This is a genomic window from Clostridium sp. D53t1_180928_C8 (genome assembly GCF_015667795.1).
Lineage (GTDB): Bacteria > Bacillota > Clostridia > Clostridiales > Clostridiaceae > Clostridium.
Map to the genome: position 1 here is coordinate 67730 of NZ_JADPEL010000014.1, position 20791 is coordinate 88520.

Sequence of the window (20791 nt, forward strand, 5' to 3'; positions counted from 1 at the left end):
AATTACTCTCCCTCCTCTTCCTTTACTTTATTAATCATTGCATTCCATAAATCATCCTTTTTCTTTTTTAAGATAATCTTATATTTATTATCTCTAATAGAAGTATCAAACTGACATATTGCCGAGTAATCACAATACTCGCAATAAGTTACTTTAGATGATTTACAAGGCTCTATTTTTACCTCTCCACTAAGCATTTCCTCACAAATTTCAATCATCTTATCATTAACATATTTTCTTAAAAGCTCAAATTGTTCTTCTGTTACTACAGAACTAGTACTTGTAAAATCTCCATCCTTTTTAAATGCCGCTGGTATTACAAGTGAATATGTCTCCATATCTTTATCCATTGCTTTAACAAGCTCAACATTTTTTAATAATAATCCATCCATCTTAAGCTTTTTTAATACTTCAACTTGAATTTCCTCTTCTGTTAAAGCTTTTTTAGACTTAATTATTGGGTTATCAATTTTAAAGTATAATATTCCACCAGGCATACATTGACTCTTTAAAATTTGCTTAGAGTTTTTAAGTATTGCATCTAAATAAACTAATAACTGCATTTGAAGACCATAATATAATTCATTTAAATCAAAATTCTTGGAACCTGACTTATAGTCAACAATTCTTATATATGTCTCTCCATTTAAATCAACCTTATCAATTCTATCTACTCTACCTTTTAAATATACTGTTTCCTTTGAAGGTAACTCTAATTTAATAGGATCTGAATCTTTAAAATCTCCAAAGTCAAATTCACTTTTAAATATATCAAACTCACCTTTTCTCATTTGTTCTGATATTACAGTTACTGATTTAGTTATAGTCTTTTTAAATCTTTCAGAAAAATATTGATATTTCTTATTACTATTTAATATTGAGTTAGTTTCATTTTTTAACTTATTATTAACTAGCTCATTTACTATTTCACTACATCTTTCCTTAGTTAAATCACCCCATAATATATGATCTTTTCTTATTTTATTAGTAAACTGATCTAATATATCATGCATAAATGAACCTAAGTCTGGTGCTGTAAATTCATATACTTTTCTATCCTTAGCTTTTAATCCATATTGAACATAATAACTAAATGGACATTGAGCATATTTTTCTATTCTAGAAACACTAAACATTAGTCTTCCATTATCATTGCTATAAAGTCTCTTTATCTTCTCTCTTGGTATCTTTTCAACTAAGTTAGTATAATTTAATCCATTAAATATAATTTTAGTTCTATCTTTAAATTCCTCATTTTCTTCAAACCATTTAAAAGTCTCTACCCAATAAGGCTCAATTTCCTCTTTTTCATATTCTCTTCTTAAGGCCTCAATAAGCTCGTTAAAGGTTGGAGTTGGTGCAGTTATATTATGATACTTATCATTAAATAAGTTATTGTTAAATATTTCACTTTCTTCCCTTAATCTAGGTAAAATCTTTTTTAATCTAGGTATTATTATTGAAGGTCTTAATGATTTCCCTTCAAAGTCTGCCATTGGATAAGTAATCATTAAATAGTTTGAAGGTATTGTTAATGCTGTATAAACCATAAATTGCTCTTCAAAGACTCTACTTCTTGTATCACTTGCAAGCTCTATTCCCATAGCCTTAAGCTCAATTCTATCTTCATCAGATAATATACCTTCATCCTTATTAGCAGAAGGTAATACTCCATCATTTGCACCTACTATATAAAGAGCTTTAACATCTCTACCTTTTACTCTTGCAATATCACCTATATTTACTTGATCTAAAGCCATAGGTATTACACCTATTTCCTTTTCTTCAAAACCAGATACTAATATCTTAGAAAATGTTTTTAAATCAACTTCCTTATCACCTAATACTTCAACTGCCTGATCTAGCATATCCATAACTATAGATGGTACTTGAGTATATTCTTTAATTTTATCTTGCATTCCTTTTTCATTAAAATCCTCAAGCCATTTATCCATAGTTTCAAAAGCATTTATTTCTAATAAAAATTCATATAACCCAGTACAATACTTTCTTACCGTAACCTCACCTTTTATCTTATTATATAAATTAATTATTGGCCTTCTTATTTCTTCCATATATTCAAAGACTTCAATTTCTTCTTGTGTTAATTCCTCACCTTGGGAAACTAATAAATCTCTAGTCCATTTATATCCTTTAATTCCATAAGCTAAAATATAATTTTCTAGCTTATCAATAAAAGCAGATTCTAATGTTATAAGCCCACTTTTTACATACTTAAATACACTTTCATAGGACCAATTAGTAATTAATATTTCTAGTACAGATATTATTAAAACTACTAATGGATTGCTTAATACCTCTCTTTTTTTATCTAAAAAATAAGGAATATTATACTCATTAAATATTACCGAGGTTATTTTATCGTAACTATCAATTTCTCTACAAACAACAGCAATATCCTTATATCTATATCCTTTATCTCTAACAAGTCTTAATATATCCTGAGCAACCCATTCTATTTCTGAATAATTATTATTAGCCTTATACAGTCTTATATCATTACATCTATCTTTATATATTTTAAAAGGAAAATTAAAGAAATATTTTTCTATATGCCCTAACTCCTTACTATCTTTAAATCTATAAATATCTTTCTTATTTAAATTAACAGGCTCTTTATAGGAAATATTATTTTCTTGCATCATTTTTAGAATTCTATTTTCTGTATTCTTTATTACATCAAATATATCCGTTTCACCTTCAGTAAATCCTATATCTCCATCACTACATAATGTTATATTTACATTCTTACATTGCTTAGCTAATACTTTTAAAACCTCTAATTGTTGTGGTGTAAAAGTTGTAAACTCATCTATCCAGATTTCTGCATCATTATATAGTTCACAATTTTTTAGCTTTTGTGCTAAAATAGATAATATATCATCTGAATCTATATAACCTTTATGCAAATTTTCATTAAAAATTTCATATATAGAAGTTAAATCATTAATCTTTTCTCTTAAATCTTTATTATCTATCTGTAATTCTTTTTCCTTTAACATTTCCTCGGAAATATTGTACTTTTTAAACTCTGTAATTGATTTTGATACTATTCCAACAAAACCTTGTTGCTTACTTATTCTATTAAAATATTGAAGCTCTTCGCCTTTATCCTTTAACAGTTTATATATAAGCATATTTTTTCCTGAGTCTTCTATTACATTAATAGCCCTTCCACCACATTTATCAAAAACCCTTGTAGCCATTCTCTTAAAACTTAAAACTTCAGCTCTAAGTAATGCTTTTTCTCCTACATGCTCTAGTAGTTTTTTTTCAGTTTGAAATGTATATTGATCTGGTACAAGCATTATTAACTTATTATTTTTATCATTATCTATCTTTTTCTTTATTTGATTTAAGCAATAATAGCTTTTTCCTGAACCAGCTCTCCCAAAAATAAATCTAATTCCCATATACAACTCCTTACGCTTTAAATTCCTCTTTTAATAACCCCATCACAATAGTATCTAAATACTTACCTTTATAGTAATATTTTTTTCTTCTTATTCCTTCTTCAATAAATCCACACTTTTTATAACATAACACAGCTGCTTCATTTTCTCTGACTACTTCTAGTTCAATCTTATGAGCCTTTCTCTTAAAAAACAAATATTTTGATATAGCATTTATTGCATCTGACCCATACCCTTTTCTCCAATACCTTCTACCTATGGTTATACTAATGTTATAGACACTTCTCATGTACATATCCTCTGAGTAAATTATTACTCCAACAATAGACCCTTTCTTATTAATTATTACGTAATTTCTTTTTGAAGGTATATTTAAATATTTTAAATGTTCAGCTATATACTTCTTTGACACTCTTTCATATTGATCTCCATTATATTTTAATACTTCACTATCTGAACATAAATCATAAGTTTCATCAATGTCTTCCTTTAATATTTCTCTTAAATATATTTTATCTCCATAAATCACATTAATTCCCCTCCCTAATTAATAATACTATTGTTCTTTAAATTTTTCTAATTATTACTCTTCATAAATTATGCAATAAAAAAACTACAACATATAAAGATGATTTCTTCATATATTGTAGTCTATATAATATATATTATCTTTCAGTTATAGCTAAAGCTGCAGCACCTAGTACTCCTGCTTTACCACCTAATAAAGCTTTTTCAACTGTACAGTTTTCAACAAATGTAGGCATACATCTTTCTTCAACTACTTTTCTTATAGTATCAATAACTATCTCTCCACCATTAACTACTCCACCACCAATAACAACTTTTTCTGGATCAAAATTTGTTATTGTGTTAGCTACAGCTATTCCAAGATAAGTTAAAGAATTCTTTAATATGTTTTTAGCAACTCTATCTCCGTTTGAAGCTTCTTTAAATACTTCTTTAGCTGTAACATTATCATAATTCTTTAATGAAGTTGTAACGTTACTTAATACAGCTTCTTTAGCTCTTTTACCAATAGCAGTTCCTGAACCTAAAGCTTCTGCACATCCTATATTTCCACATCCACATCTTGGCCCTTCTGTTGATACAGTCATGTGTCCAACTTCTAAAGCATTTCCTGTTGATCCTCTAAATAATCTTCCATTTAAAACAGCACCACCACCGATACCTGTACTTGCTGTAATAAACACCATATTTTCAGTGCCTTTTCCTGCACCAAACATAAACTCTCCTAATGTTGCTACGTTAGCATCATTATCTAGATAAGTTGGTAAATCATATGCTTCTTTTATCGCTTTAACTATTTCAAAGTTTTTAAATGGTAAATTAGCAGTTTCTAAAATCACACCATTTTTAACATCTAATGGTCCAGGAGAACCGATACCAATAGATTTTATTAAATTTTTATCTGTTCCATCTATAACATAATTAATTGTATCTACTATTCTTCCCATAACAGCTTGGTCACCTTCGTGTGCCAATGTTTCAACTGTTTTTTCTTTTATAATATTTCCTTCTAAATCTACTAAAGCTGTGTAAATTTTAGTTCCACCTAAATCTACACCTACAACATACTTCTTTTCCATTTATTACCCTCCCACTATAGGTTATACTATTTTAACTATATAAAAGTATACCATTTAAGATTTACGTTTACAATTATTAATTATGGAAAAATTGGAATTAATTCAGTTATTTATAAATTAATACAGTCATTTTGTCACTGTATATATAAAAATTATTATAAACGCCAAAAAAGCATCTAATAAATATTAGATGCTTTTGGCGGAGAACAAGGGATTCGAACCCTCGCACCAGTATTATCCAGCCTACTCCCTTAGCAGGGGAGCCTCTTTAGCCACTTGAGTAATTCTCCATTTTTGGCGGAGAGACAGGGATTCGAACCCTGGGTACGCTCACACGCACGCCGGTTTTCAAGACCGGTGCCTTAAACCAACTCGACCATCTCTCCAAGACAAGATTAATTATAACAACAGTTATAATTTATGTCAACACATTTTAAATTTTTTTTATATTTTTTTATTTACTTAATAATCCTTAGTAATAACTTCTAATTTACCACTTTCAGGATCCATTATTAACCCATGTACCTTAACATCTCTAGGAATTAACGGATGTTTTTTTATCAACTCTACACTTTCCTTTACAGACTCTTCTACCGAATCAAACCCATGTAACCATTTTTTAATATCAATTCCAGAGTTATTTAATGTTTCTATGGTTTCTTTTGTAATTCCTCTATTAATTATCTTATTAATTGTTTCTTTACCATTAATATTACTCATTCCGCAATTTTTATGTCCAATTACTAATACTTCATCTGTATCGAATTCATAAATAGCAACTATAATGCTTCTTATAATACTTCCAAATGGATGCATTATCGTAGCCCCTGCATTTTTTACTATTTTAGCATCACCATTTCTCAAATTTAGTGCTTTTGGTAATAGCTCTGTTAATCTTGTATCCATACAAGATAATATTACTAACTTCTTATCTGGATATTTGCTAGACTTATATTTTTCATACTCTCTATTTTCTACAAATTTCCTATTAAATTCTAATATTTCATCTAATTTATTCATATATACCCCAACCTATTATAAAAGATTTTATAAGTTTATTTTACCATAATTTATATTATATATTCAAAAAAAGCTTCTAGCGTTTGCTAGAAGCTTTTGGCGGAGAGACAGGGATTCGAACCCTGGGTACGCTCACACGCACGCCGGTTTTCAAGACCGGTGCCTTAAACCAACTCGACCATCTCTCCTGGACAAGATTAGTTATATCAGTATTTGTGAGTTATGTCAATATAATTTATTTTTTATTTTCTTTTTAGTCTTTCTAAAGTTCTTTGAATTATATTTTCATTAGCTTCTCCATTACAATTTCCTGTTGCTTTATTTCCATTACAAGAACAAGCTGATGAATTTTTAATTTTCATATTATTTAATACTTCTTCTGTTGTTAATGAACCACTTGATAACATTCCAAAGTTGATTTCAGCAGCTTTATAAGCATCTATTCCTGGTGCTGCAGTAGCATCTTTTGCAATATATACTTCAAATCCCTGCTCTACTAAATCCCTCATATGTGATTCAATACAAATATTTGAGTTCATTCCTGCAAGTATTACTGTATCTATTTTTTGCTTTCTTAGTTGTAATACTAAATCATTTGTTTGCGGACCAAAAATCTTATGTGGACTTGCAATTATAGTTTCACCATCTTCTATATATGGCTTAAATTGAGCAAGTATATCAGCTCTTGAATCCTTTTCTACAGCTTCTGATGGCCCTTTTCTTTCAAACATTTTCATATTATGCATCATATGTTCGCCATTTGTTCCAAACTTCCACGTATAATCATGTGGATAATAATAATGTGGTGATACAAATACTTTATATCCATTTTCCTTTGCTACTTTAAATAAAGATATCATATTTTCTATAGTGTTGTTGGCTTCTATAACACCTTTTGCTAATTTATATCCCGCTCCCATTTCATGTAAAAATTCATTTTGTGGATCTACCACTACTAATGCTGTTTCCTTATTATTAAATTTCATTTTAATCACTCCTGTTTATTTATTTAAAATTATTAAGCTATGTGCTATGGATTAATAGTAATACTTAAATAAATAAACAACAATTAGGCACTTAAAAGTTACTAGAAACCTTTAAGTGCCCTTAAATGAATATATTTTTCAACATAAAATGTAATTATGAATAGTTACATTTTATGTTATTCCTAATTTTTTTACAAAAAAACTCCTAGCAAATGCTAGAAGCTTTTGGCGGAGAGACAGGGATTCGAACCCTGGGTACGCTCACACGCACGCCGGTTTTCAAGACCGGTGCCTTAAACCAACTCGACCATCTCTCCTCGGAACAATTGTTATTATATCAACCTATAAATATTATGTCAACACTTTTTATAAAAAAATTATGAATTTATTTTATGTCCACTTGCACCAGCTTTATAGCTCTTTAAAAATAATTCAAATACCATATTTATCTCTTCACTTAATATATCTTCATCATTTATTTTAAGTAACTCCATAGCCGCTTCTATTGTACATAAATTTCCTTCTTCCTGACCTCTTCTTAACGTAAACTTAGAAACTCTATTTATTTCTAATGATACTATAGGTAAATTCTTTAAATAATCACTTCTTCTTATTATTTTCCAAGCTTCTTTCCATGTACCATCAACAATAATAAATACTGGTGTATGATTATCTTTACTATATTTAACTTTTCTTATCTCCATTTCTTTATTCATTATTGGAAATACTAAATAAACATTATAAATATCATTATTTATATATTCTAAGATACTTTTGGGAATTTCTCCTCTTTTCCAAATAATTATTTCAGTAGATTTATTATTAATTTGTTTTAATAAATTGGCTGTATTTGTATTTCTATATACTTCTTTTTCACTAGATAAAATTATAAACTTAGCTTTTGTTTCAAGCTCTTTTATACTCTTGCATATACAAGTTATAATTGGTAGTCCACACTTATTGCAATTTTCACATACTCTTGTTATTTGCTTCTTATTTCTCATCCTAACCTCTTAACTATATATTATAACTAACATAATACTATATTTAGCTATTAATTAAAAATGATGAATTTAGAATAAAATATTATACTAAATTCATCATCATAAATTTTTATATTGCTATAACAACTTTATTTATTATTATTCAGAAAGTTGTCCATGTTTTTCATAATTAGTAACTCTATTAATTCTATTTTCCTCATTAACAAAAACAACTTTTGGTTTATGATCTATTACTTCTTCTCTATCTAAATCACAATAAGCCATTAATATAATTTTATCTCCAACTTGTACACACCTTGCAGCTGCTCCATTTAAACAAATCATTCCTGATCCTCTTTCACCGGCAATTGTATATGTTTCAAATCTTGCTCCATTATCTATATCTACAATATGAACTTTTTCATACTCGTATATTCCCGCTGCATCTAATAAATCTTCATCAACAGTTATACTTCCAACATAATTTAATTCAGCTTGTACTACTGTTGCTCTGTGTATCTTACCCTTTAACATATTTACTTTCATTGTTACTTCTCTCCCTACTATAACTCATATATGAAATTATCTATTAATCTTGTTTTACCAATAAACACCGCTATTGCTACTAATACAGAATTTTCTATAACACCTACATCTTCCATAGAAAAACTATCTACTACCTCAATATAATCAATTTTAGCTAATCTCTCTGATTCAATTATCTCTTTAATAGTACTTATAATATTAGCTGAATTTCTTTCTCCATCTTTAATCTTTTCTCTAGCAATATTTAATGATTTATTTAAAATTGTTGCTGCACTTCTTTCTTCCATAGATAAATAAGTATTTCTAGAGCTCTTAGCAAGTCCATCTTTTTCTCTTACTATAGGGCAACCTATAACTTCTACATCTATATTTAAATCTCTTACCATTCTTTTTATTATAGCCAATTGTTGAGCATCCTTTTCTCCAAAGTAAGCCCTATCCGGTGATACTATATTAAATAACTTTGTTACTACAGTACAAACACCTCTAAAATGAGTTGGTCTACTCTTGCCACATAATCCACTTGTCAACCCATTCATATCAACAAAGGTAGAAAAATCCTCAAAGTACATTTCTTCATTTTTAGGATGGAATATAATATCTGCTCCAGCCCCTTCACATACCTTACTATCTCTTTCTAAGTCTCTTGGATAAGTAGATAAATCTTCTTTAGGACCAAATTGAATAGGATTAACGAATATACTTACAACAACCTTGTCATTTTCTTCTGAAGCTTTTTTTATTAAGCTTTCATGCCCTTCATGTAAATACCCCATAGTCGGAACAAATCCAACCTTTAATCCTTGAGATTTCCACCCTTTTACTCTATCTCTTAATTCATTTATTTTATCTAAAACTATCATATCCTTACCCTCTAATATAATTTTTCAATTACTTCATCATTTATTTTAAAAGAATGTTCCTCTGAAGGGAAAACTCCATCCTTAACTTCTTCTATATATTTCTTAAATGCTATATTCATTTTTTCACCTAAATTTTCATACTTTTTAACAAACTTAGGAGTAAAATCACTATACATACCTAACATATCTTGATATACAAGTATTTGTCCATCACAATCTGAACCTGCTCCAATTCCTATAGTAGGAATTGTTAATCTCTCACTTATAATTTTAGCAAGTTTAGCTGGAACACATTCTAATACAACTGCAAATGCTCCTGCTTTTTCTACTGCAATAGCTTCCTCTATAAGTCTCTTTGCAGCCTCTTCATCTTTACCTTGAACTTTAAATCCACCAAAAGCATTAACAGATTGAGGCGTTAAACCAATATGAGCCATAACAGGTATAGAAGCTTTTACTATAGCCTCTATCTTATCACATACTTCAAGTCCACCTTCTAATTTAACTACATGCGCTCTACCTTCTTTAATTAACCTTCCTGCATTAACAACTGCATCATATACTGATGTTTGATATGACATAAAAGGCATATCTGCTACAACTAATGTATTTTTCACTCCTCTTGATACTGCTTTAGTGTGATGAATCATATCTTCCATAGTAACTGATAAAGTATCTTCATACCCTAAACAAACCATTCCTAATGAATCTCCAACTAATATTCCATTTATCCCAGCTTCATCAATTATTTTTGCTGTAGAATAATCATATGCTGTAAGCATAGTTAACTTTTCATTTTTTTCCTTTGCTTGCTTAAATGTAACTGCTGTGTTTTTCATAACTATTCTCCTAAATATTCTTCTAAATTTTTATAATCTCGCTCTAAATTTTTTACTTTTGCTATCTTTAAAATATTTTTTGATAGTAATCTATATAATTCTTTATCTTCTTCACGTAAAACATTTAAATGATTAATAACAGTAGTTAAATCTCCTCGTTCTATAGGACCAGTTAAACTATTAACTGTTCCTCTTTCCTTAATATTTTTTAAGTTAAATTCTATTAAAGGATACAAGGCTTCCATGGCCATTTCCTTTGTAAAACCACATTCCTCTAAATAGTTAACTCCATTATTAATTAATCCTAATACTAAATTACTAACCGTTACTGATGCAGCGTGATATAAAGTTTTATTATCTTTACTAATAACAGCTACACCATTCCCTAATTTTGTGAATAGCATTTTAAAATATTCAATATGTTTTTCATAACCTTCAATTGTTATAAATGCTTGTGATAAATCTTTATATGAATTATATTTGTTCGAGATAGCGAACATTGGATGAATAGAATAACCATATGCACCATGATTATTTATATTTGAAAAGACTTCTGAAGAAATAGAGCCACTACAATGGCAAATTAATTTTTCTTTAATAGGTAACTCTTTTATTTCATTCCATACATCAATAATTTGATTATCTGGTGTTGTAATAAATATAGCATCACTATTTTTTATTAAATCTTCTAATTTATTATATTGTCTCGTATTTGTAAAAATTGCAGCTTCTTTAGATGAATGCTGTGATTTACTATAATACCCACTTACGTCTATATTGTTTTCTTTTAGATATTTTCCTAAGGAAAAGCCAACTTTCCCTGCTCCAATAAATCCAAATTTTATAATTATCACCTCCAAGCGAGTGTGATACTAACAAGTCCCATTCAAAAAATGATATGAGCTATTTCTTTTAATCTTCAAACTTCAAATATATATGGTGCGGTTTAATTAAAATACCACCCATAATAAATCTAACATATTTCTATTTTTTGTCAACTCATATTATAAATTTCTCTCATTATTTGATAATTTTAAACTAATAAATATCCAACAAAACTTGATACACTCATTTTGGATGGTATTTCTACAAATAGATGTATATGATCTACATAGGCATGCGCCTCGATAATTGTAACACCTTTCCACTCGCAAAGTTGCCTTAATCTCTTCCCTATCTTCTTCTTTAACTCTCCATATATTGCTTTTCTGGTAAACTTAGGTGAAAAGACTATGTGGTATTTACAGTTGTATTTAGTATGTGATAAATTATTATTATCCATTATATGGGTCATTCTTTTGTCTATTAAATTTGGCTGCGAACCTTTTTTAATTATCGAAAAAGGAGTTTTTTTATATACTCACCGCTTAAGCTATTCTGAAAATATCTGCATAGCAGGTAGTATTCTTTTATACAAAAAAATAGAACTATCAATTTATATAATAGTTCTATTTTATAGTACCTTAACTTAAATACTTATAATTTTTATATGTCCCAATTAAAAAAGATAGTATTGATATAGGTAATATTATCATGCATTTATTTAATATAATCTCGCTCATAGTAATTTCTTCTACAGTAAAAATATTTAGATAACTAATATTATATTTAAAAAATATTGAAAATGAAATTATATAGGTTAAAATAATCATTATTGATATTGATACTGATTTAAAAACATATATTAACATATAACTTATACTAATAAAAAATACACTTTGCATTAATATAATAATGTATTCATATATTATATTTTCAAAAAATAATGAATAACCTAAAAATAATATAGAAATATTAAATATATACCAAACAAATAATAAAATTACTTGGATACATCTCATTTTTTTATACACATATAATATTTCATTTCCATCTACTTCTATATATTGCCTAGAAATCATAATTATCCACCATATAGATGAAATTGCTGAAAATAATTCAGTATAATTTATCATATCTATTTTTAAAATTACCATATCTCTTACTGCAAAATATTTTAAAGTAAGCAATATTGGAATTAAGATAAATATAATAATTATCGGTAAAAAATAATATTTTTTTAAATTTTTCAAATCCAAATACGTAAGTTTAATATCTTTTTTTAAACTCCCTTTATCATACATAAATATCCATCCTCAATAGTAGGGTTAACTTCTTCAGCATTTAATTTTTCTTTAGTTAATATCCTATAAACAGTATTAGAGTTTTCTTCGTATATTTTTATAATTTCAAAACTCCCATTTATCAATTCCAATTCTTTTTCGTTAACATTATAAATTTTACCTAAAGCAATATTTTTTGTATCCTCACTACTTTTAGTACTTAAAATTTTTCCTTTATTCATAATAATTATATTATCGCAAATAGCTTCTACGTCCTCTACTATATGAGTAGAAATTATTATAATTTTATTTTCTTTAATTTTCGCAACTATATTTTTAAATCTTATCCTTTCCTCTGGATCTAAGCCCACTGTTGGTTCATCAAATATAATTATTTTAGGATTATTTATTAATGATTGTGCTATTCCAACTCTTCTAACCATTCCCCCCGATAAAGATTTAATCTTATTATTTTTTTTATCTTCCAAATTAACAAGCTTCAATATATTTTCTATCTCTTCGCTAATGGAACCTTTTATTACACCTTTTAATACACAGAAATACTCCATAACTTCATATACGGTTGATTCTTCGAATAAACCAAACTTTTGTGGAACATAACCAACTTCCTTTAGATAGTTTTCATCATTTTTAATATTTTTCCCATTTACAGTAATTTTACCTTTATTAAAGCTAATTAAACTAACCAAACACCGCATAAATGTAGTCTTTCCAGCTCCATTTGGACCTAACAATCCATAAACCCCATTGTCCATCTTTAAATTGATATCATCTATAATAACTTTTCTTTTATAATTTTTACTTAATGATTTAATTTCTATCATATTAACTCTCTCCTATAATGAGTTGAAAAATTCATTTTCATTTTGTAGACTGTTTTCATTTTGTAAATACTTATATATAATTGAAATGAATTCTTTTTTATCATATAGTTTTTCTTTATCTTTTATCAATTGCTCAAATTCTTTATCTTCACATAAAAATTCATTTTCCTTATTTCCATACAACATATCATCAACATACCCTAAAAATACTTCTCTTGTTCTCTGTTTTTCTTTCCTATATGAAATACTGTCCAACAAATAATATTTTATAACTTCTTTAGGATCATCTATAAAATACATAAATATATGATCTGAATACCTTGTTTCTATAAATTTAGTAGTAGCAGAATTCAGCTGTGGAATCTGTATTATTTTTTTATCTATAACTTGTGGAACTCCCTGCTCTCCAAAAATCCAACTTACTTCATTAAAAGCATTTTGTAATTCATTTATATATTCACAATTAATATTATCTAAATTTTTGCTTAATGGTGATTTTATGACATCTACTCCATCTGCAGCAATTTCTTCAATTAATCCTGCAATCAAAGTTACCCCCTCACCGACACCGCTGTATATATTTTCATTTTTATTTAAATTAGAATATACATCTAGTTTAGATTCTACATTAACATTAAACTGCTTTTTCCCTAATAGCCTTTCACTTTCGTAACTTCCTGATGAAGTATATATTTGTTGATATCCCTCCATTGGATAATAAGGAAAATATGCTGGCAAATATATAGCTTTTTCATTACTATAGTAAGTAGGTGCAAAGCCTGAATATTTAATTTTTATATAATCTATATTCTTATTACTTTTATTAATTATACTAAAGTAATCTCCATTTCTACTAAACTCTAACTCCTTGCCTTCGTTATCTATTATACTTTCAATTTCATATGCTCTATATAAGGTGAAATTATATTCTTTTATATAACTATTATTAGTTAAGTATATTTCTACCTCTGCATTTAACTTTTTATCTATAAATAAATTCATATTATATTTATCTATAGTAAATTCAATATCATTTGAATTTACTATATTTTCAATTTTATTAAGTTGATAATACCTTTGATCATATATTGAAAAAGACATGGTTCTATAATCTAAACATAATCGTTCTCCTGCATTAACAATTAAAATAAATATTATTACGATACTTATTCCTAAAGTTGCTAAACTACTTTTATAAATAAAACTTTTTTTATCAATTACTTTATCTATGAGTATTACTATACATACTAATATCCACATAAAAACAATTAACCATCGCTTAGTATCAATAGATAATCCATATAGCCATTCTGCTACATAATTTGTATCTGGAATTAATATCTGAATAAAATCAGTAAAATTATAAATATCTATATTCAATCCTTCAATCAAAGGAAAACTTATATACTCAACTACAGGACTGACCAATAATATTATTAATAGTATTACTGTATATGCCTTAATCCTTTTCCCTATAAAGGAAATAATTATACCAATAAAGATTGCCAATATTGATATTAATAATATGTTTAAAATATTATTTTTAAATATGTGATATAAGAATTTATTAAACTTTACATTGCTTATATAATATATTGTTATATTAAAAATCAATATATTTATAAAAACTATTAATGCCGTAATAATTAAATTGTATATATTATATACATAAAATTTACTTCTACCTCTATAGTTGCAAAAAATTATTTCTTCTATATTTTTCCTTTTAAAATATGATAATTTTTCATAAGATATAAATACAAAAAAGATAAATATAAATATACTAATCTGCTGAGTAACTTACAAAAAATATAAAGCATCTCTATGAATACTATAACAATATACTTGATAACCTAAAAAAATATTAAGTAATAATAACATTATTACTTTAGTGTACACAACAATAGAGTTTTTTACGTGTCCTATTGATTTACTTCTCATTAACTACTTCATCCTCTCTTAAAATAAAAAAACTAAGATTATATAGAATAAACTACTCTATATAATCTTATTTTAAATTTTCGCTCGTTACTATTTTTCCTGAAGCTCTACAATTTGTAAATCCTGCACCTTGAGGATTTAATTCTAATTTCCAACTTGAACTTGTTGATACTTTAAAAGTCCCTGGAGATGTAGAATCTCCTTTTGCAATTAATCTACTATCATATTTCTTCCAACCTTTCCCTGGTTCAGCATATTTAGTATTAAAGTACACTGAATGTTTTGAACTTCCTTGATTATTTCCTGATATAGTTGCATTTTTTGCTAACCCAATGCTACTAGATTCTTAGGATGATTGATGTGTATATAACTCTACTGTTGCTGTAGCCGCTGCTGCATTACTTGTCAATAACATAGTAGTTATCATTCCCCCTAATGTAAAAATAGATAGTTTTCTTAATTTACCGCTCATTATTTTTCCCCTTTATTTTTCTTTTTTCACTTTATTTTGTGCACAAAATAGATTATATTATATATTCTTTATTTATTATGTAGATTTCTGTAATAAAAAAAAATCTCTTTTATTACAAATTTCACTTTTTTTTACATTCTATCACCCCTTAAACTCTATTCGTTTCTCCATTTTCCAGTATGTGTAATTCCCTAAGGTCAATTTTTCAATTTAATCTTACTGAATTTTTTATATGTTAAATTCTCTATAAAAAAAGCACCCTATAGTTAAATTTTTTATTAATCTACACTATACGGTACTTTTTAACAATATTATCTTATAACATCCATTCCGCCCATATATGGTCTTAAAGCTTCTGGTATATTAATTGATCCATCTGCATTTAAGTTATTTTCTAAGAATGCAATTAACATTCTTGGTGGAGCAACAACTGTATTGTTTAATGTATGAGCAAAGTATCTACCATTTTCTCCATTTACTCTGATTTTTAATCTTCTAGCTTGAGCATCTCCTAAGTTAGAACAGCTTCCTACTTCGAAGTATTTCTTTTGTCTTGGAGACCAAGCTTCAACGTCAATAGACTTAACTTTAAGATCTGCTAAATCTCCTGAACAACATTCTAAAGTTCTAACTGGTATATCTAAAGAACGGAATAATGCTACAGTATTTTTCCATAATTTTTCAAACCATTCTTTACTTTCTTCTGGCTTACAAACTACTATCATTTCTTGTTTCTCGAATTGATGTATTCTGTAAACTCCTCTCTCTTCTATTCCGTGAGCACCTTTTTCTTTTCTGAAGCAAGGTGAGTAACTAGTTAAAGTTTGTGGAAGATTTTCTTCTTTTAATATAGTATCGATGAACTTACCTATCATTGAGTGTTCACTAGTACCTATTAAGTATAAATCTTCACCTTCAATTTTATACATCATAGCTTCCATTTCAGCAAAACTCATAACACCAGTAACTACTTCACTTCTAATCATGAAAGGTGGAATACAGTAAGTAAATCCTTTATCAATCATGAAATCTCTAGCATAAGAAAGTATTCCTGATTGTAATCTTGCAATGTTACCCATTAAGTAATAGAATCCATTACCAGCTACCTTTCTAGCTGCATCTAAATCTATTCCATTTAATTTTTCCATTATTTCTGTGTGATATGGAATTTCAAATTCAGGAACTACTGGTTCACCAAATTTTTCTACTTCTACATTTTCACTATCATCTTTTCCTATTGGAACACTTGGATCAATAATATTAGGGATAACTAACATTATATTTCTAATTTTTTCTTCTAATTCAGCCTCTTTAGTCTCTAATTCTGCAAGACGAGCTGCTTGTTCATTAACCTTGTTTTTTAATTCTTCAGCTTCTTCTCTCTTACCTTGCCCCATTAATGCCCCAATTTGCTTAGAGATAGTTTTTCTGTTTGATCTTAATGAATCTGCTTCTTGTTGAGTAGCTCTATTTTCAATATCTAAAGCAATTACCTCATCAACTAAAGCAAGCTTTTGATCTTGGAACTTATTCTTAATATTTTGCTTAACTATTTCTGGATTTTCTCTTAAAAATTTTAAATCTAACATAATATCCTCCACATGTATCTTATTATTTTTTTTCTGATATAAAAAAAAGAGCTCTTTCTTCCCATATAAGGGACGAAGAACTCCGTGTTGCCACCCTAATTGATAATAATTTTATTTATTATTATCCACTCTTTATAAACTAACGGGTTTATCCGTACTGCTCATCACAGTCCCTCCAAGGTGGATTCATAAAGTATTGCTATCAGTTTTCACCAACCACTGACTCTCTTAAAACAATCAATTTATTACTAGCCTTTTCAACGGTTTAATATACTATTTATGATATTAATATATTATAAGCTCCTACTTTTTGTCAATACATTTAAAATTCTAATTTTACAAATGTTTTTAATAAAATAAGCTCAATATCTAAAACAAATAATAAATATTTATTTAGTTTTAATATCTCTAGTACAAATTATATCTACTCCACTATTTAAAATGTTCTTACATATAATACTTCCCATTTTTATAGGAATACTTACATATAATCTACTAACAACTTTAGACATTTCTATCCATAATTCCTTATCAACTTCATCACTACTTTTAACAGGAACAACTTTAAACCTATCACTTCCTTTAACTCTAACTACAGAAGTGAAAATATCTTTTTTCCTCATACTTACTACTCCTATTATATATCTTTAAATTCCTTAATTCTACCTGATATTATATTTGAATTTTTTGAGTCATCTACTATATCAGTAATTTTTCTATCTAACTCCCTAGATAATATTTGAATTATCTTTTCATTACAATATGCCCCATGACAATTTCCAAATCCAGCCCCTGTTCTTCTCTTAACACCTTTAACTGTTCTCGCACCTAATGGCCTTCTAATAGAATCAACAATCTCACCCTCTGAAACATTGTTACACATACATACTATCTTTCCATAACGTTTATCTAAGTTAATAACCTCATTAATCTCATTTCTGTCCATCTCTCTAAATCTATAAAATTCTCTTCTTTTATCAATAAAATTCTTTTTTAATCTACAATTTAAATTACTACTAATAGTATCACATAACATTTTCCCTATAGCTGGTGCTAATGTAACTTTTCCGTAATGTGTTCCTATAACACTAATATAACCCTTATCTATTTTTTCATCATCTACTACAATAGAATCCTTATCATAACTTTCTCTAAATAAATTATTTATATTACTTTTATTTAATCCCTTTAATAATTTAGATGCATAATGTAAATTATCATCTAAACTAGTTTTTTCAATACTTTTTATTCCAATAAGAGACCCACCATTTAATACAGGAGTAGAAACAACAAAGGTATCTTTATCAAAAGTTTTAGTAACTATTCTTTCTAAATTATTTTCATAATTATCATCTAGTAAAATATAACTCATGTTTTTAAAAGAATTTATTCCATCGTCTGATTCTTTTTCTTCAACTACGCCCTTTTCATTTATATAAATTTCATTTGCAATTGTATTTATAACTACTTTACAAGAAAATTTATTTTTATTAGTTTCAACCCTAAATCCCTTAGTAACATTCTGAATAGTTAAAACTTCTTCTTCTAATCTAAAATTAACACCATTATCAAAGGCTACTTCAGCATATGCAATTGCTAAATCATAAGGAGCTACTATTGCAACATTCTGAGAATATAATCCTTTTTTCACTTCAGCATTAATATTAGGCTCTATTTCATATACCTCATCTGGATCTATTAAATATACTCCATCAATTCCACGTCTTATTGCTCTTTCATACATCTCATTTAATTTAATTACACCATTATCATCATTAACTACCCTTAATGATCCAATTCTTTTAAATGGTACATTGAATTTATCACATAAATCTTCTAATAATATATTTCCTATATACTCTAATCCAGCCATAACATTATTAGATGTTTCTGAACCATCATATACTATTGAAGTATTAACAAATGAAATATCATCTGCTATATCAAACTCCTTTTCAATTACAGCTATATTTAAATTATATTTTGATAATTCATAAGCAACAGCACATCCAATTATGCCCCCACCTAAAACTAAAACATCATAATCCATAATTCAATTCCCCTAATTTATAAAATAAAATTATTTTCCTTTAATTCCTCTTTTATTAACTCCATATTTTCAACAGAGTCAGCAGAAATAGTGTGCAAGTGTACCCCATTAGTTAAGGCAGATAATGGTTTTGCATTTATTTCTTTTAATGAATTTTTAAATTTATTTAAATCGTTAAGATTTTTTATCATTAATATCCCCTTTATTTCACCATATAAAGGATGCTCCACTATTACATCTTCTATTATTCCACCATATTTAACTACTATTTCAAGTTCCTTAATAACGTCTTCATCATTATGATTTACCGCAATAACTGATTTTACTCTACTACTATTATCATCATTAATCATATATCCATCTGGAGTCGCTATTATATTATTTCCCTGTGCTCTTAAAATAGCAATATCTTTAACTATTATTTGTCTTGTTACATTAAAACTATCAGCTAATATTGTTCCCTTAATAGCCTTTTTTTCTCCTATTAACATTTCCATAATGTTATTTCTTCTTTCATCAGCTTTCATAATTCACCCCACAATTTAATTTCTATTATCACTTTCTCTTATTACATCTAATAATTTACTTCCATTTACCTTGTTACTATGATGATATCTAACTGTATCTAAGAATTCTTTATCATATGTATTAAATTGCTTTAACAAATTTGCACCTTTTTCTGCATGATAATAATATGAATTAATAGCCTTAATTGTATTATATTTTTTTAACCTACCTTTAGTCATTTTATTTAATATCACTAATATAGATTTTTCTATAACATTAAGACTATATTCACTCTTTCCTATATCATGTAATAATGCAACCTTTGCTACTCTATTTAAATTTATATTTTTTCCTTCAGATAATTTTACAGCATCTTTACTAACTCTAATACAGTGCTGTTTATCCATTTTTCTTAATTTATTAAATAAATTTCTTTCCTTTTTATTTAAAAATTTATTTACATATGCAGTATCAACATCTTCTGATAAAGATTTTACTGCCCAAACAAATTGTTTAACCCTATATAAAGACATTTAATTATCACCTTGTTCTTTAACATATATTGTAATACATATTCATATTTATAATACCACTATTATAAATAAATTTAAAATATAAAGATATATCTTATTTAGTTATATTTCTACATTTATACTCTAAAAATGATAACTTATATTTAAAAATTTATTTAAAGCAAAAAAAAGCTACGATTTAAATCGTAGCTTTTGGTGGAGGTAAAGGGATTCGAACCCTTGACCCCTTGCGTGCAAGGCAAGTGCTCTCCCAACTGAGCTATACCCCCAAAAATGGTGGACCTTCAGGGACTCGAACCCCGGGCCGACCGGTTATGAGCCGGTTGCTCTAACCAACTGAGCTAAAGATCCTTATTACCTGGCAACGTTCTACTCTCCCACACAGTCACCCGTGCAGTACCATTGACGCTGTAGAGCTTAACTTTCCTGTTCGGAATGGGAAGGAGTGTTTCCTCTACGCCATCATCACCAGAT

20 protein-coding genes, 6 tRNA genes, 1 rRNA gene, 1 pseudogene and 1 other annotated feature are annotated in these 20791 nt (G+C 27.5%); all 28 genes and pseudogenes read right to left on the reverse strand.

Annotated elements, in window-relative coordinates; genetic code table 11:
- Positions 1–2 precede the first annotated feature (2 nt).
- The 28 genes and pseudogenes from addB to rrf all read right to left on the reverse strand — a co-directional run bounded on the left by addB (position 3) and on the right by rrf (position 20790).
- On the reverse strand, positions 3–3434 hold the full coding sequence (addB, locus tag I4V51_RS10955) for a helicase-exonuclease AddAB subunit AddB (RefSeq protein WP_195988474.1): 3432 nt from the start codon (positions 3432–3434) through the stop codon (positions 3–5).
- Between the two features lie 10 nt (positions 3435–3444).
- Positions 3445–3963 (reverse strand): GNAT family protein, encoded by a 519-nt coding sequence (locus tag I4V51_RS10960; protein WP_195988475.1) that lies wholly within the window; start codon positions 3961–3963, stop codon positions 3445–3447.
- A gap of 136 nt (positions 3964–4099) precedes the next feature.
- A complete protein-coding gene (locus tag I4V51_RS10965) occupies positions 4100–5041 on the reverse strand; it encodes an ROK family protein (protein ID WP_195988476.1) in 942 nt (313 codons plus the stop codon).
- A gap of 197 nt (positions 5042–5238) precedes the next feature.
- Positions 5239–5331: transfer RNA gene (locus I4V51_RS10970), tRNA-Ser, on the reverse strand.
- A 5-nt stretch (positions 5332–5336) separates the two neighbouring features.
- Positions 5337–5427: transfer RNA gene (locus tag I4V51_RS10975), tRNA-Ser, on the reverse strand.
- 76 nt (positions 5428–5503) lie between these two features.
- Entirely contained in the window at positions 5504–6061 is a 558-nt protein-coding gene (locus I4V51_RS10980; protein ID WP_195988477.1) for a carbonic anhydrase, read from the reverse strand.
- 97 nt (positions 6062–6158) lie between these two features.
- Positions 6159–6249, reverse strand: a tRNA-Ser gene (locus I4V51_RS10985).
- A gap of 54 nt (positions 6250–6303) precedes the next feature.
- Entirely contained in the window at positions 6304–7047 is a 744-nt protein-coding gene (locus I4V51_RS10990) for an isochorismatase family cysteine hydrolase (RefSeq protein ID WP_195988478.1), read from the reverse strand.
- Positions 7048–7273: 226 nt separating this feature from the next.
- Positions 7274–7364 (reverse strand) — tRNA-Ser (locus I4V51_RS10995).
- Between the two features lie 60 nt (positions 7365–7424).
- Positions 7425–8051: a tRNA-uridine aminocarboxypropyltransferase gene (locus I4V51_RS11000; protein ID WP_195988479.1), complete on the reverse strand. Its 627-nt coding sequence runs from the start codon at positions 8049–8051 to the stop codon at positions 7425–7427.
- Positions 8052–8189: 138 nt separating this feature from the next.
- Positions 8190–8576, reverse strand: a complete 387-nt coding sequence (panD, locus tag I4V51_RS11005; protein WP_195988480.1) for an aspartate 1-decarboxylase — start codon at positions 8574–8576, stop codon at positions 8190–8192.
- A gap of 17 nt (positions 8577–8593) precedes the next feature.
- Complete coding sequence (gene panC / locus I4V51_RS11010) at positions 8594–9439, reverse strand: pantoate--beta-alanine ligase (RefSeq protein ID WP_195988481.1); 846 nt, start codon at positions 9437–9439, stop codon at positions 8594–8596.
- 11 nt (positions 9440–9450) lie between these two features.
- On the reverse strand, positions 9451–10278 hold the full coding sequence (panB, locus tag I4V51_RS11015; RefSeq protein ID WP_195988482.1) for a 3-methyl-2-oxobutanoate hydroxymethyltransferase: 828 nt from the start codon (positions 10276–10278) through the stop codon (positions 9451–9453).
- A gap of 2 nt (positions 10279–10280) precedes the next feature.
- Positions 10281–11123, reverse strand: coding sequence for a DUF2520 domain-containing protein (locus I4V51_RS11020; RefSeq protein ID WP_347708660.1), 843 nt, complete (start codon positions 11121–11123; stop codon positions 10281–10283).
- Positions 11124–11320: 197 nt separating this feature from the next.
- Positions 11321–11560, reverse strand: a pseudogene (tnpA, locus tag I4V51_RS11025) (IS200/IS605 family transposase); the annotation flags it as partial.
- Between the two features lie 181 nt (positions 11561–11741).
- A complete protein-coding gene (locus tag I4V51_RS11030) occupies positions 11742–12401 on the reverse strand; it encodes a hypothetical protein (protein WP_195988484.1) in 660 nt (219 codons plus the stop codon).
- Entirely contained in the window at positions 12380–13225 is an 846-nt protein-coding gene (locus tag I4V51_RS11035; RefSeq protein WP_195988485.1) for an ATP-binding cassette domain-containing protein, read from the reverse strand. Before I4V51_RS11035 ends, I4V51_RS11030 begins: the two co-directional genes overlap by 22 nt.
- Before the next feature lie 12 nt (positions 13226–13237).
- Complete coding sequence (locus I4V51_RS11040; RefSeq protein WP_195988486.1) at positions 13238–14605, reverse strand: hypothetical protein; 1368 nt, start codon at positions 14603–14605, stop codon at positions 13238–13240.
- A 628-nt stretch (positions 14606–15233) separates the two neighbouring features.
- Entirely contained in the window at positions 15234–15440 is a 207-nt protein-coding gene (locus tag I4V51_RS11045) for a hypothetical protein (RefSeq protein ID WP_195988487.1), read from the reverse strand.
- A 72-nt stretch (positions 15441–15512) separates the two neighbouring features.
- Positions 15513–15638, reverse strand: a complete 126-nt coding sequence (locus tag I4V51_RS21400) for a hypothetical protein (RefSeq protein WP_279325451.1) — start codon at positions 15636–15638, stop codon at positions 15513–15515.
- 311 nt (positions 15639–15949) lie between these two features.
- On the reverse strand, positions 15950–17227 hold the full coding sequence (serS, locus tag I4V51_RS11050; protein WP_195988488.1) for a serine--tRNA ligase: 1278 nt from the start codon (positions 17225–17227) through the stop codon (positions 15950–15952).
- Positions 17228–17292: 65 nt separating this feature from the next.
- Positions 17293–17497: a binding site (T-box leader), on the reverse strand.
- Between the two features lie 119 nt (positions 17498–17616).
- Positions 17617–17850 carry a DUF1667 domain-containing protein gene (locus I4V51_RS11055; protein ID WP_195988489.1) on the reverse strand — a complete coding sequence of 78 codons (234 nt, stop codon included), beginning with the start codon at positions 17848–17850 and terminating at the stop codon, positions 17617–17619.
- A gap of 14 nt (positions 17851–17864) precedes the next feature.
- The gene (locus I4V51_RS11060) at positions 17865–19277 is read right to left on the reverse strand and encodes an FAD-dependent oxidoreductase (protein ID WP_195988490.1); all 1413 of its coding nucleotides are present in this window, start codon (positions 19275–19277) and stop codon (positions 17865–17867) included.
- Between the two features lie 17 nt (positions 19278–19294).
- Positions 19295–19804 carry a transcription repressor NadR gene (locus I4V51_RS11065; protein WP_195988491.1) on the reverse strand — a complete coding sequence of 170 codons (510 nt, stop codon included), beginning with the start codon at positions 19802–19804 and terminating at the stop codon, positions 19295–19297.
- A gap of 15 nt (positions 19805–19819) precedes the next feature.
- Entirely contained in the window at positions 19820–20317 is a 498-nt protein-coding gene (locus I4V51_RS11070; RefSeq protein WP_195988492.1) for an HD domain-containing protein, read from the reverse strand.
- A 193-nt stretch (positions 20318–20510) separates the two neighbouring features.
- A tRNA-Ala gene (locus I4V51_RS11075) sits at positions 20511–20586 on the reverse strand.
- A gap of 5 nt (positions 20587–20591) precedes the next feature.
- Positions 20592–20668, reverse strand: a tRNA-Ile gene (locus I4V51_RS11080).
- Positions 20669–20673: 5 nt separating this feature from the next.
- Positions 20674–20790: ribosomal RNA gene (gene rrf, locus I4V51_RS11085) — 5S ribosomal RNA — on the reverse strand.
- Between the last annotated feature and the right edge of the window lies 1 nt (position 20791).

Bases quoted from the DNA above. Each gene is read 5' to 3' on its own strand.
- addB (WP_195988474.1), bottom strand. From the start codon at position 3,434: ATGGGAATTAGATTTATTTTTGGGAGAGCTGGTTCAGGAAAAAGCTAT.
- I4V51_RS10965 (WP_195988476.1), bottom strand. From the start codon at position 5,041: ATGGAAAAGAAGTATGTTGTAGGTGTAGATTTAGGTGGAACTAAAATT.
- I4V51_RS10980 (WP_195988477.1), bottom strand. From the start codon at position 6,061: ATGAATAAATTAGATGAAATATTAGAATTTAATAGGAAATTTGTAGAA.
- I4V51_RS10990 (WP_195988478.1), bottom strand. From the start codon at position 7,047: ATGAAATTTAATAATAAGGAAACAGCATTAGTAGTGGTAGATCCACAA.
- I4V51_RS11000 (WP_195988479.1), bottom strand. From the start codon at position 8,051: ATGAGAAATAAGAAGCAAATAACAAGAGTATGTGAAAATTGCAATAAG.
- panD (WP_195988480.1), bottom strand. From the start codon at position 8,576: ATGAAAGTAAATATGTTAAAGGGTAAGATACACAGAGCAACAGTAGTA.
- panC (WP_195988481.1), bottom strand. From the start codon at position 9,439: ATGATAGTTTTAGATAAAATAAATGAATTAAGAGATAGAGTAAAAGGG.
- panB (WP_195988482.1), bottom strand. From the start codon at position 10,278: ATGAAAAACACAGCAGTTACATTTAAGCAAGCAAAGGAAAAAAATGAA.
- I4V51_RS11030 (WP_195988484.1), bottom strand. From the start codon at position 12,401: ATGTATGATAAAGGGAGTTTAAAAAAAGATATTAAACTTACGTATTTG.
- I4V51_RS11035 (WP_195988485.1), bottom strand. From the start codon at position 13,225: ATGATAGAAATTAAATCATTAAGTAAAAATTATAAAAGAAAAGTTATT.
- I4V51_RS21400 (WP_279325451.1), bottom strand. From the start codon at position 15,638: ATGAGCGGTAAATTAAGAAAACTATCTATTTTTACATTAGGGGGAATG.
- serS (WP_195988488.1), bottom strand. From the start codon at position 17,227: ATGTTAGATTTAAAATTTTTAAGAGAAAATCCAGAAATAGTTAAGCAA.
- I4V51_RS11055 (WP_195988489.1), bottom strand. From the start codon at position 17,850: ATGAGGAAAAAAGATATTTTCACTTCTGTAGTTAGAGTTAAAGGAAGT.
- I4V51_RS11060 (WP_195988490.1), bottom strand. From the start codon at position 19,277: ATGGATTATGATGTTTTAGTTTTAGGTGGGGGCATAATTGGATGTGCT.
- I4V51_RS11065 (WP_195988491.1), bottom strand. From the start codon at position 19,804: ATGAAAGCTGATGAAAGAAGAAATAACATTATGGAAATGTTAATAGGA.
- I4V51_RS11070 (WP_195988492.1), bottom strand. From the start codon at position 20,317: ATGTCTTTATATAGGGTTAAACAATTTGTTTGGGCAGTAAAATCTTTA.